The following is a 13,459-nucleotide window of genomic DNA, read 5'->3' as shown; positions in this document are numbered from 1 at the left end:
CAAGTAATCGCCAATTATTTTGCCGTTAGCATTTTCAAATACACTTCTTTAAAGATTTCATAATCAATAAATTCATTGTGCTCAATCTTTAATGTATTAATGCTCTTTTCAGACAACTGATTTTTACGAGCATCAACATATACTTGTCCTAAAATCGTTGCGGTTTGTGCCAATAATGGTTTTTCCTCACTTGAAACTCCATTATCACGCTCAAATTGAACTTGATACTGTTGAGCAAATAGCTGCTGTGGCTGCTTATATTGAGATTGTAGCTTTTTCCAAGCTTGACGATCTTTATCACCATGCATCGCATCATTTACAATACGATTAACAGCCTGCCCTAACTTGTCATCAAACTGATCATCTTGCTCAAGATGATGTTTCTTCTGTAATGCTTCAATGCTCTTCAACGCCTTACCTTGTGGGTTATAGATGTCATCTGTGGCATACCAATAGGCATAAACAGCTGCGATTTCCTGCAATTCCTGACTTGTATAACGTTGCGCAGTTTCTGCTTTATTTTCTATCAGTTTGGCAATAAATACCGCTTTAAATGTTTGCTCATAACTGTGTGTTGCATCATATCGCTGTTCTGCAATAACCTTGAGTTGATCCTCTAAAGATAACGTATAAGGTTCAACTGAACGCTCTTGAATGCTGGTCTGTCCCAATTTCTCTGAGAAACTACCGATTGCTTGTTCCAACATTGAGCCTTTACTTGCTTCAGCCCATGTTTTCGCTCGTTTCAATTGAGCCTGATCAATTGGCGTTGCTTGGCCATAATTGGAAATCAACATATCTGCTTTAAGATTAAAACGAGACTTCAGTTCAGGTAGTGCATAATTCAAATCATAATCAATTTTAACTGCTCGCCCTTGCGCATCTAAACCAATATCCATAGTAAATGGATTACGTTTGTCTTGAGGAGGCAATGCTTTTTCAATCTCAGCCTGATGCTTGATCCATAGCGCTTTAAATGCCTGATCATCAATAAATTGATTTTGATCATATACAGCAAATTCTTTTTCTACGCTTTGTAATTTTTCAACATAAGATAGAAAACCTGATTCGGCTTTTTTCGTATTAAAAACATCAATATCGTAAATACTTTCACAATACTGTGCATCGCCATAAGCAGCCTGTTGAGCATTCAGAAGCGCTGTACATTGGGTCTCTGTCAAACCTTGTTCATCTTTTGAGGAAGAAGCTGCATCTGCGGCAGCATCAGCTGATTCTGAATCGTCAGTGACTATCCCAGCTTCTTTGGCAGCATCCATCGCTTGCTGCGCTGCATCGGATACCTTTGGATCAGCTTCATCTTCAACACCAAAGTGCTGATTCACTAAACGATATAATTGCTGACTGACGACACTGGCATCATCTGCGGAATCTTTATTCGCTAATATGGATGCCGCTGCATCAGGTTTGGTTTTGCTTGCAGCATTGGTTTCATCAGCAATCAGCTTTTCTAAATTTTGTTCTTTAATATTTAAAATGCTTTGCATTAAATATTTTTCATTCACTTTGCTGTACAAATTCGCTTGTAAAATTAATTCTTCAATCGACGTTTTTAAGCGAATTTTTTCGACTACTCCTAAATTTCGATCAGCAGCGGAGACAGACAATGCTTGAATGTTATTTTGATCAGCTAAACGGTAATAAACAGCACTTGAAGCTTTCACATACTCTGCAAATTTTTTGTAATCCACTTGCTTAAACATTGCCTGATATTTTGAAAAATCCAAATAAGCTAAATTATTTTGATTTTCTTTGTTCACCAAATACGGCATCAAAGCAAAATAATTGATATAAAACTTATAATTATTTAAATCTAGGACCATCGGCACTTTTGCTTGAACTAACAAGGTTGGTTTTTCATAACGTGCTGTCAGATTAAACGAACCCATTTTCTGACGATAGTGGACTGAGCCATCATATTCAAATTGCATATCATTCAATATATTGGTCATGATCTGAGCAAATTTATCAGCTTTAGAACCACCAGAACTTTTGGGCTGTTGTGCCAAGGCATTATAGAGTGCCTGCTTTTGTTTGCTGTTTAAATTAACCTTTTGTTCTTGTAAATATTGATCCACTTTTTGTTTGAGTGCTGCATCTAAAGTCGCCTTTTCTGACGAGGTGTTTGATTTATTTTGATCTAGGTCGACATGAACTTTGAATTTTCCACGATAATCGTAACTCGGATATTCATACATTGCATTGAGACTGTTAATTGCCTTTTGCTCTAAATTCTGAGAACCTGAATTGGTTTTAATGACATGCTGCGAACAAGCAGAAAGACCAAGACCCAACAAGCATAATGTTAAATATTTTAAACGCATAGCTTTACCAAACACCCTTATATCGTTATATTTTCAACTATAAAATAGATCATTTTTCACATATAATATATGCGAAGACTCTAACAGAAAAATGATTTTCTTACACACAACTCATTTCGAAAATTAGCTTTTCTGACAATTTTTTCCCTAGAGTTTATCAATGTATTTTTATCACTATTATGAATAATCAAAGTATCGAAACAGATAATCCAAAATGATTCAAATACAGGATTAAGATTATGCCAGCTTATAAAGCCCCTCTCCGCGATATTCGTTTCTTAATGAACGAAATGTTAGATTATCCAGCACATTACCAAACTTTGACAAGTGGTCAAAATGCGGATGCTGAAACCGTTGATATGATTCTTGAAGGTGCAGCAGATTACTGCGAAAACGTACTTTCTCCACTGAACCAATCTGGTGATGAAGAAGGTTGTACTTTCAATAATGGCGAAGTAACAACGCCTAAAGGTTTTAAAGATGCTTACGACCAGTTCGTAATGGGCGGTTGGCAAGGTCTTTCTTACCCAGAAGAGTTTGGTGGTCAAGGCCTACCAATGTCGTTGAACCTCATCAAATCTGAAATGATGGGTACTGCGAACTGGTCATTTACCATGTACCCAGGTTTAAGTACTGGTTGTATGAATACCATCATGCAGTTCGGTACTGATGAGCAAAAAAATACCTATATGCCTAAATTGGTTGAAGGGACTTGGTCAGGCACAATGTGCTTAACGGAACCTCAATGTGGTACAGACTTAGGTCAAGTTAAAACTAAAGCTGAACCTGCTGCTGACGGTACTTATAAAATCTCTGGTACTAAAATCTTCATCTCTGCAGGTGAGCATGATTTAACAGACAATATTATTCATATCGTACTTGCGCGTCTTCCAGATGCACCTGCTGGTACTCGTGGTATTTCTTTATTCATCGTACCGAAATTCATCCCGACTGCTGATGGCGGTGTGGGTGAGCGTAACACGGTTTCTTGTGGTTCGATCGAACACAAAATGGGTATCCGTGCTTCAGCAACTGCTGTATTGAACTTTGACAATGCAACAGGTTACCTCATCGGTGAAGTAAACAAAGGTTTACATGCCATGTTTACGTTCATGAATACTGCTCGTATTGGTACAGCGGTTCAAGGTATTGCACATGCTGAACTTTCTTTCCAAGGTGCGTTACCTTATGCGAAAGATCGTATGTCTATGCGTGCCCTTTCTGGTAAGAAAGAGCCTGAGCGTGTAGCTGATGCGATTATTCATCATGCTGACGTTCGTCGTATGTTGTTAACTCAAAAAGCGGTTGCAGAAGGCGGTCGCGCAATGATCTATCATGCTGCAAAACTTGCAGACAAAATGACAGATGCATTAGTCAATGGCGATCAAGCTGCTTATGAAGCTGCTGATGACAAACTAGGTTTCTATACCCCGATTTTGAAAGGTTTCTTGACTGAATTAGGTCTAGAAGCTGCGAACCATGGTATGCAAGTATACGGTGGTCATGGTTTTATCAAAGAATGGGGCATGGAACAAATCGCACGTGATGCACGTATCTCAACATTATATGAAGGTACAACGGGTATCCAAGCACTTGACTTATTAGGTCGTAAAGTTCTTTTAAGTTCAAAAGGTAAAGTCGTTCGTGACTATACTGCTGAAATCTTGAAATTCTGTGCTACGCATGCGCGTAACAAGTATTTACGTCGTTTCGCTTGGGACTTAACGAAACTTTGCGCTCAATGGAACACTTTAACTGTTCGCATCATGCTTGCAGCTCGTAAAGACCGTGACATCGTATCTTCTGCTTCTAATGATTTCTTGATGTTCTCTGGTTATGTAATGATGGCTTATTTCTGGGCTCAACAAGCAGTGATTGCTTCTGAGAAACTAGAAGCTGGTAACGGCATTGAAACTCCAGAATTCTATAAAGCAAAAATCAAAGTTGCTGACTTCTACTTTGACCGCTTATTGCCGCGTGCACAAGGTCATGCAGAATCAATGGTAACGACTTCACGTACTTTAACTTCACTTGCTCCAGAACACTTCAGCTTCGATTACTAATTCAATCAGAACTGATCAATAAAAAGAGCGCTTCAAGCGCTCTTTTTTTATGGAAGCTTTATTTCACTTTTTTAAACACATAAGCTTGTTTCGGGAAAGGATATTCTTTAAAAAAAACACGATTTCGCCCATGGTCACCATTCCAAATTTGCTCAAGATCCATAACCAAATCATGATCTTGATTAATTTGATAATACAAATTTACATTGGCTGCATCACAACGGACAATAAGTTCCTTCCCTGCCTCATGAACATGCCATTGCACCTGCTTACAGGTTTGCTCTATTTTGGTCATATTGCGCGATGGATCTGACCCCAAGCGTCCAAAACTGGTATTGGTCCAATAGACTGAACCATCTTCTAATAAATTTAAGATATATTCCGCTTCTTTTTCATCTTTGACACAACCAGCAAATGCATCAGTACAAGGAATACGCGCATGATAGCGCCCAACATATTGCATATCTTGCTGAGTCGGTTGCGTCATATGTTTAGAAGCAACATGAGGAATTGTTGCTTGTCCCGCAACCTCAGTCAGTGACATCCCTTCACTTGCGCTTGTTCGTGCTTGTTCAGCATCTAACATGACAGGAATAGAACTTTCATCAGTAGTTGGCTGCGCTTGGTTTGATGTTTTCATTGAATCCGGATGATAGCTATCACAAGCACTCAAGCCCAAACTCAATAAAAATCCTACACTAACATGCTGTAAGAAGAACCTGAACTGCATATCCACAAATCTCTAATATCAACATCGTTGTCACACTTTTTTCAAAAAACACCCCATGGTTCTGCAAAATATAGGAAGCATTTGAATATTCGTCTATTCCCCAAATGGGTAATTATGGCGGACGTAACTTGATGAAATAGCAAATTAACAAAGCAGTATGCTTTAAGTCGGTGCATTTTAGGCGATACTGTCGTTTTTTCCATCAGCCTTTTACACACCGTAACGATTCTCTCATCTGTTTAAACTTTAAAAAAACCAGTTCATCCCTATCTCATTATTAACAGCGATTTATCATGAATGAAGCCTCATTCTGTTGCTGTATCAAATATTTTAGGAGAAAAATTAAATGGCCAATTCTGGTTTATATCGCTCAAACCGACAAAGCATGATCGCTGGTGTAATGGGCGGTATTGCGGAACGTTTTGGTTGGAATGCAAATTTATTACGTTTGATCTTTGTAGTGATTTCACTCATGAGCGCAGCTTTCCCTGGTATTTTGGTTTACCTGATTTTGTGGTTAGTAATTCCAAAACAACAGCAAAGTCGCGTTGATTATGTACAAGGCTATAATCAGCCCGTAAAAACCGTTTATGAAGACCAAAGCATAAAACGTTAATTTCTTTACCTCTTTTGGTCGCTACGGTTGAATTTCCCCCTAATACAACCGTAGCTTTTTTTATTCTGATTGAAGCTTTTGACGACTGAGTTGTTGTTGAAGTGCAGCGATCATATCCGCACGACTAATAATGCCAATCAAACGTTGATTTTCCACGACAGGAATATAATTAAAAGATTTCTCTACAAAATAAGGAATGAGATCTTGAATCGGTTGTAGCGGATGAACCGTTACCACGCGATGACTCATAATTTGATGGACATAGTGTTGCCATGAATTTCTTGGATCTGTTGCACCTTTAAACCACTCCACAACCTCATACAAAGCAAGTGTCCCTACCAAATTATGATCTGAATTTACTACAGGCAAACTCATTAAATTTACCGCTTTGAATTTATCTAAAGCTTGGTGAATATCATCATCTTCATGTAGCTTAATCACATCACGACTCATAATATCTTGGCAAACAAATGAGTGATTAAAGCGTTCATTAGCATGCTCTTGTGCCTCTAAAATGATCTTTTCCAAATCATACTGACTAATATCTAATAATTCTGTGTGGTGTGCTAAAGCATACTTAATATCTTTAGGTTGGATCGAAACTTTCTGAGTTGGCGTAGGGTCTTTGGAACGCTCATTGACATGTGCCGTAATCGGATAATGACGCCCAATCAAACGATTGAAAAAGACAGCAATCAACAAAAGTAAAATTGAGTTGAGTAATACGGGATATAAAATAAAGTGGAATCCCAAACGATGTACAGCATCACCACCTAATACTGCGGTGATTGCAACTGCACCGCTTGGAGGATGCAATGAATCAGTGGTCATCATCATAAAAATGGCTAACCCAACTGCGACACTAAAAGCAGAGGTTAAATCAGGCAATAACTGTGTACATGTCACACCAATTAAACCTGCCAATATGTTGCCAACCACAACATTCCATGGTTGCGCTAAAGGACTATTCGGAACTGCAAAAAGCAGTACCGAAGAGGCGCCCATAGGAGCGATATACCAAGCATTCATACCGCCCAATACATACCAACTAATTAAAGAAGATATTGCTAAACCACAAAGCGCGCCAAATCCTGAAAGTAAACGTTCTTTCAAAGGTAATACTTTGTAATTCGGTTTTAAGAAATTTAGCCAGTCTGATTGGGTTAAGCTCACAATGCACCTTGCTGGAATAGTGTTGTTTCATTGGTTGCAGCAGTATACGCTGACTCAGACTGAAGGTGTATTTAAATTACAGTTTTAAATAATAACGAAAACTGATCAAGGTCAATTTAAATACTCCTTCAATTGCTCCAATCGCTCTGCATATTTTTGCATGGGGCAAAACTCATACATCGGCGAACCGATATAAGCACCCCATTACGGCACTCTTGATCGACAAAATTTTTCCAAAGCTGTTGTGATTTCATGATGTCCTGATAGCGTTCAGGCTGCTTGTATTCCTGACTCTGTTTTTTTATTTGATCCAATAACTGCACAATCTGCTTTGCATATAAAGTTTTGGTTCTGGTGCTACAGATCTCCACCACAGCATTATTGATATTCCCCAGTTTTAGCTGTTGAATGGTGTCATCGACACATTGGTTATAAGGATCTATCGCTTTATCTTGCGTTTTGGCAAATACCAAAGTACTCAAACAAGCCATGATCAGTACTACTGTTTTTAAAACTAATTTAGTCATGAATGTGCTCTTTTGTTATGTTGGTATTTTTAAAATAATAATCAAAAAATGCCTTAAACATATTTTTCATTGAGATACCGCCAATAGCGTTTAGGTAAATATTGCACATGCAATTTCACATTCTGACGTTCTTTAATGTTGATACTATTGAAATAATCTTTCCAAAGCTGATCGTATAATTCTTCTTGTTCATCTAATTCTAATTGGAAGTTTTGACTCGCACCATTTTCGATATTACGGTCAATCTGATTGGCCTCTAAAGACACCTCGTGAATTTCGCGTAAATCATAATACAATCCATATTTACGTTGTTCGTCATAAATCAACCAACGTTGATCTTGATAACGACGCTTAAAATGCGGCTGTATCAAAGGCAAGACATTAAAATCAGGTCGAACCAAACTTAAAAATAAACCATCTGTGGTTTTCTTAAACCGCACAAAAGCTTCCATACGATGCTTTTCGCGCCCGACCTTTTTCGTCCATTGCGAAATCGCTAAAACACTGGGATGAGAGTAATTTTTTTCGACTGAATGTTGATGCTGAAAAACATAGACACAGTAATTAAATAAATGCTGATAGGCATCCAAGGATTCCGACAAATAAGCAAAATAAAATTGTTTCAGAGATGAGTGCGAAAGTTTCTGCTGTAAAGCTGACCAAACACGTGCTGCATGTTGCTCATGATTTGGAATTTCAACCACCGTGGCAAATAAGCCATGCTGTGCACCTTGGTTTAAACACAGTTGAACGTGGAATTCTTTAAATTGAAAAGCACGAAATACACAGTTGAGTAAACCGACCATAGAGCCATCAAAGTAATAATAAACCACCGCATCACTGAGCATGTTTAAAATCCTAAACTCAATTGTGGTGACAGTTGTTTCACGTATTTAGATGAACTCTGCGTTAATATTTGCTGACGAATATCAGTCGTAGAAAGTTCCTTTTGAAACCGTGGACTATCTTCACAACGAATAAAAAACTTGGCACGTGAATACGCCACACCAAGTTGTTTCAGCAAATCAATATGCACTTTACCAAAACGGCGCGCTTGTACGATTTTCTTGGCAGACTTCACCCCAATGCCAGGCACGCGCAGAATCATTTGATAATCCGCACGATTTAAATCCACTGGAAATTGTTCAGGATGACGCAATGCCCAACTCAGTTTTGGGTCTACATCCAAATCTAAATGTGGGTGTTTTTCGTTGACGATTTCATTGACTTCAAACCCATAAAACCGCATCAACCAATCGCTCTGATAAAGTCGATTTTCGCGTAGCAAAGGCGGTGCAGAACCCACCGCAGGTAAATAGTTATTTTCCGTATTAATTGGAATATAACCTGAAAAATACACCCGTTTCAGCTTAAATTCTTTGTAATGTCGATCTGCCATCACAAGTACGTCTTGATCAGTTTCTTGATGCGCTCCCACCACCATCTGTGTGGTTTGCCCTGCGGGTACATATTTCGGTACATGCTTAATAATTTGACGTTCATCTTTGAGTTGAATGAGTCGATCTCGCACTAGCCCCAAGTCTTTTTGTACTTCTTGATGTGATTTTTCAGGCGCAAATGCTTTTAATCCAACCTCGGTTGGCATTTCTAAATTGATGCTCATGCGGTCAGCATAAAGTCCTGCTTCATGAATCAGCTCAGGCGATGCACCCGGAATAGTTTTGAGATGAATATAGCCATTAAAATTTTCCTCTAGACGTAGTTTTTTCACCACTTGAAGCATCCGCTCCATCGTATGGTCTGCGGATTTAAAAATACCTGAGCTAAGGAATAATCCCTCTATATAATTTCGACGATAAAAATTAATGGTCAGGTCAACCACTTCTTGTACGGTAAATGCAGCACGTGTGACATCATTGGAACGGCGTGACACACAATAAGCGCAATCAAAAATACAGACATTACTGAACAAGATTTTCAGTAAAGAAACACAACGACCATCTTCGGTATAGCTATGGCAAATCCCTGCCCGGCTGGCATCACCTAGCCCCTTATCTTTATTTTTACGGTCACTACCACTGGAGGAACAGGACACGTCATATTTGGCAGCGTCCGCTAAGATTTGCAGCTTTTCACGAATGCGATCAGACATTTCAAACGACCTGAGAAAACATCATTTAAACGGTAGCATTTCAGCATCGGAAAATTAAGATGGGAAAGGATGCTCTGCGTCATGAGGTGACGTTGATGTAGTTAATTTCATCTTTTATAATCTACTTATATAATTCTAAAAGCCACGTCACTACATGATAAAATCTATAAACAATTCAATTATTATAAAAAGCTTATTACTCGCTCCAATTCCTTTACTCTTAATTCTTGTGTCCTTATTCACGACTATTAATAAGCAGTTTTCAATTTCTAATCTTTTGTTTAACTTTAGCTTTAGTATTATCATTTGGTTGTTTTACTGCATATTAGTAGTACCAATTTCTTTTGTAATTTCTACTTTTCTAAACAAACATAAATTACTTTATCTGTGGATGATTTTACTAGTAGCAATCTTAATCACACCTCTTACTATTGCAGTATTACAACTTCTTTTTAATCATGAATTATCTTTAAATTATTGGGAAAAATTCTTTATTTCTGATGACTTTATAGCTATGAGTACTTGTGCAGTATTTACAAGTTTCTGCTACTGGTATTTCTTAAAAATTTTGACAAGAAAACAGGCTAACTCATAGTTTTTGCTGTGCTTATTTTCACACTAGTTTGGATAGAAAATATTCTTATCAAACTTAACATATCGATGAAATTCACAACCTGATCATTGGAATTATCGAAATAGCAAAACTTAGGATATCAACTCAGCATTTTTCAACACATTAAGCCTTTGCCACTACTCTGCAAAATCCTTATACTTAAGCACAATTTTTGTTTGATTCCAGTGGATGCACCATGAGTCGTGCGATTTCGCATATTGATACCTTTCAGGGCTTGATTCTTGCCCTACAAAACTATTGGGCGGAGCAAGGCTGCGTCATATTACAACCATATGATATGGAAATGGGTGCAGGGACATTCCACACTGCAACTTTCTTACGCGCATTAGGTCCAGAAACTTGGAATGCGGCTTATGTTCAACCTTCACGCCGTCCGAAAGATGGTCGTTATGGTGAGAACCCGAACCGCTTACAACATTACTATCAGTTCCAAGTGGTACTTAAGCCAAACCCAGATAATATCCAACAGCTGTATCTTGATTCATTAAAAGCAATCGGCATTGATACGCTCACACACGACATCCGTTTCGTAGAAGACAACTGGGAATCTCCAACACTGGGCGCATGGGGCTTAGGTTGGGAAGTTTGGCTCAATGGTATGGAAGTGACTCAGTTCACTTACTTCCAACAAGTCGGTGGTGTTGAATGCTACCCTGTGACTGGCGAAATTACTTACGGTTTAGAACGTCTTGCGATGTACCTTCAAGGTGTAGACTCAGTTTACGATCTGGTTTGGACTAAAGGTCAGTTCGGTACAGTGACTTACGGCGATGTATTCCATCAAAATGAAGTGGAACAATCAACCTATAACTTTGAATATGCCAACGTTGAAAAAATGTTTGAATTATTCGATTTCTATGAAGCGGAAGCAACTCGCTTAATGGAAGCTGAACTGCCACTCCCTGCTTATGAGCAAGTGATTAAAGCATCGCATAGCTTTAACTTGTTGGATGCACGTGGTGCAATTTCGGTAACTGAACGTCAACGTTATATTTTACGTGTGCGTACATTGGCGCGCTCTATTGCACAAAGTTATGTCGCTGCCCGCGCGAAGCTCGGTTTCCCAATGGCAGAACCGCATTTACGTGATGAAGTATTGGCTCAACTCAAAGCACAAGTTGAAGCAGAAGCAGCCCAAGCTGAAAAAGCGAAGGAGAATAAATAATGACTCAACATACAGTTTTATTTGAACTTGGCTGTGAAGAACTTCCACCAAAAAGCTTAAAAACTTTGCGTGATGCTTTAAAAGCCGAAACCGAAAAAGGCTTAAAAGATGCAGGCTTAAACTTCGCTGCGATCGAAGCTTATGCAGCACCACGTCGTTTAGCCCTTAAAATTGTGGATATTGATGCGGCTCAAGCGGATACACAAAAACGTTTTGACGGCCCTGCTGTACAAGCGGCTTATGATGCTGAAGGCAAAGCAACTAAAGCACTTGAAGGCTTTATGCGCGGTCAAGGCATTACGGTTGATCAGCTTTCAACGTTCCAAGCAGGTAAAGTAGAAAAAGTTTGCTTCTTGAAAGATGTGAAAGGTCAAAGCCTTGATGCTTTACTGCCACAAATTTTACAGACTGCATTGGATAATTTACCAATCGCAAAACGTATGCGTTCAGCAGCAAGCCGTACTGAATTCGTGCGTCCAGTAAAATGGGTCGTATTACTGAAAGATGATCAAGTGGTTGAAGCAACGATTCAAGATCACAAAGCAGCTAATGTGACGTATGGTCATCGTTTCCATGCACCTGAAGCCGTGACTTTGGCGCATGCAAATGACTACCTTGCTGCTTTAGAAAAAGCTTATGTTGTTGCGAACTTTGAAAAGCGTCAAGCAACCATTCAAGATCAAGTGAAAAAGTTAGCTGATGAAGTCAATGCAACTGCGATTGTCCCAGCAGACTTACTTGATGAAGTCACCAGCTTGGTTGAATGGCCAGTTGCATTACGTGCGACTTTTGAAGAGCGTTATTTAGCTGTTCCTCAAGAAGCCTTAATTACCACGATGCAGGACAATCAAAAGTATTTCTGTTTGATCAATGCTGAAGGTAAATTACAGCCTTACTTCATTACTATTTCAAATATTGAGTCGAAAGATCCGATTCAAATTATTGAAGGCAATGAGAAAGTTGTACGCCCTCGTTTGTCGGATGCAGAATTCTTCTTCCTACAAGATCAAAAGCAACCGCTTGCATCTCGTAAAGAAAAACTCGCGAATATGGTATTCCAAGCGCAATTGGGTACGCTTTGGAACAAATCAGAACGTATTGCGAAATTAGCCGTTGCCTTGTCACCGATTACAGGTGCAAATGCAGCCGATGCTGAAAAAGCAGCATTACTCGCTAAATGTGATTTGACCTCTGAACTTGTAGGTGAATTCCCTGAACTTCAAGGGATTGCAGGCACTTATTATGCTCGCCTTGAAGGTGAGAATCATGAAGTTGCTGAAGCTTTAGGTGAGCAATACTTACCTAAATTTGCGGGTGATGTATTACCACAAACCAAGACAGGTACAACCATTGCCCTTGCAGATCGTTTAGATACGCTTGTTGGTATTTTTGGTATTGGTCAAGCACCAACAGGTTCTAAAGACCCATTTGCATTACGTCGTTCTGCAATCGGTATCTTACGTTTGATCATTGAAAATGATCTTGATGTGACGATTGAAGAATTGGTGAACTTTGCGCTTCAAGGTTATGGCGACGTGGTTAAAGATCATGACAAGACGCGTGCGGATGCCGTTGCGTTCCTTGAAGGTCGTTACCGTGCTAAATATGAAGATCAAGGCGTAGCAGTTGATGTGATTCAAGCGGTTCAAGCACTTGCACCAAAATCTCCTCTTGATTTTGATAAGCGTGTGACTGCGGTGAATCATTTCCGTACTTTGCCAGAAGCGGCTGCATTGGCTGCGGCAAATAAACGTGTTGCCAATATTCTTGCCAAAGAAGCAACACCAGAAGGTGCTGTGGTTGAAGCGAATCTGGTTGAAGCTGCTGAAAAAGCACTTTATGCAGAGTTATCAGCTTTAACACCAGTGGTTCAGCCTTTACTTGCTGCACGTAACTATACAGAGGCACTGTCTAAACTTGCCGCACTTCGTGCGCCAATTGATGCTTTCTTTGAAGGCGTGATGGTTATGGCAGATGATGCAGAGTTGAAAGCAAACCGTTTACGTTTATTGGCTCAGTTGCGTGATTTGTTTACAAGTGCTGCAGATATTTCGGTTTTACAGCATTAAGTAAAGTCCATTTAAAAAACCGTCTTT

9 protein-coding genes and 1 pseudogene are annotated in these 13,459 nt (G+C 39.2%); 4 read left to right on the top strand and 6 right to left on the bottom strand.

Annotated features, from left to right (window positions below; all coding sequences use genetic code 11):
• Positions 1–14: 14 nt before the first annotated feature.
• Positions 15–2,342 carry a hypothetical protein gene (locus ACN19N_RS01790; RefSeq protein WP_420001857.1) on the bottom strand — a complete coding sequence of 776 codons (2,328 nt, stop codon included), beginning with the start codon at positions 2,340–2,342 and terminating at the stop codon, positions 15–17.
• A 239-nt stretch (positions 2,343–2,581) separates the two neighbouring features.
• On the opposite strand from ACN19N_RS01790, the gene ACN19N_RS01785 reads away from it, so the two are divergent.
• Positions 2,582–4,405 carry an acyl-CoA dehydrogenase C-terminal domain-containing protein gene (locus ACN19N_RS01785; protein WP_241339541.1) on the top strand — a complete coding sequence of 608 codons (1,824 nt, stop codon included), beginning with the start codon at positions 2,582–2,584 and terminating at the stop codon, positions 4,403–4,405.
• A 58-nt stretch (positions 4,406–4,463) separates the two neighbouring features.
• Here the strand turns inward: ACN19N_RS01785 and ACN19N_RS01780 are convergent, their stop codons facing one another.
• Positions 4,464–5,135 (bottom strand): hypothetical protein, encoded by a 672-nt coding sequence (locus ACN19N_RS01780; protein ID WP_420002347.1) that lies wholly within the window; start codon positions 5,133–5,135, stop codon positions 4,464–4,466.
• Positions 5,136–5,481: 346 nt separating this feature from the next.
• On the opposite strand from ACN19N_RS01780, the gene ACN19N_RS01775 reads away from it, so the two are divergent.
• Positions 5,482–5,751 carry a PspC domain-containing protein gene (locus ACN19N_RS01775; protein ID WP_004660281.1) on the top strand — a complete coding sequence of 90 codons (270 nt, stop codon included), beginning with the start codon at positions 5,482–5,484 and terminating at the stop codon, positions 5,749–5,751.
• Positions 5,752–5,811: 60 nt separating this feature from the next.
• Here the strand turns inward: ACN19N_RS01775 and ACN19N_RS01770 are convergent, their stop codons facing one another.
• The 4 genes and pseudogenes from ACN19N_RS01770 to ACN19N_RS01755 all read right to left on the bottom strand — a co-directional run bounded on the left by ACN19N_RS01770 (position 5,812) and on the right by ACN19N_RS01755 (position 9,564).
• Entirely contained in the window at positions 5,812–6,924 is a 1,113-nt protein-coding gene (locus ACN19N_RS01770) for an HPP family protein (protein WP_420001856.1), read from the bottom strand.
• 111 nt (positions 6,925–7,035) lie between these two features.
• Positions 7,036–7,451, bottom strand: a pseudogene (locus ACN19N_RS01765) (lysozyme inhibitor LprI family protein).
• Between the two features lie 53 nt (positions 7,452–7,504).
• Entirely contained in the window at positions 7,505–8,299 is a 795-nt protein-coding gene (locus ACN19N_RS01760; protein ID WP_346510464.1) for a TIGR03915 family putative DNA repair protein, read from the bottom strand.
• Between the two features lie 2 nt (positions 8,300–8,301).
• Entirely contained in the window at positions 8,302–9,564 is a 1,263-nt protein-coding gene (locus tag ACN19N_RS01755; RefSeq protein WP_420001855.1) for a putative DNA modification/repair radical SAM protein, read from the bottom strand.
• Positions 9,565–10,373: 809 nt separating this feature from the next.
• Here ACN19N_RS01755 and glyQ point away from each other — a divergent pair.
• Both glyQ and glyS read left to right on the top strand, forming a co-directional pair.
• Entirely contained in the window at positions 10,374–11,363 is a 990-nt protein-coding gene (glyQ, locus tag ACN19N_RS01750; protein ID WP_018679456.1) for a glycine--tRNA ligase subunit alpha, read from the top strand.
• Positions 11,363–13,432: a glycine--tRNA ligase subunit beta gene (gene glyS / locus ACN19N_RS01745; RefSeq protein WP_420001854.1), complete on the top strand. Its 2,070-nt coding sequence runs from the start codon at positions 11,363–11,365 to the stop codon at positions 13,430–13,432. Before glyQ ends, glyS begins: the two co-directional genes overlap by 1 nt.
• Positions 13,433–13,459 lie beyond the last annotated feature (27 nt).

It is taken from the genome of Acinetobacter sp. LF10 (genome assembly GCF_048585715.1).
Classification (GTDB): Bacteria; Pseudomonadota; Gammaproteobacteria; order Pseudomonadales; family Moraxellaceae; genus Acinetobacter.
The sequence above is the reverse complement of the archived record's forward strand: the minus strand, read 5'-3'. Positions and strand labels throughout refer to the sequence as shown.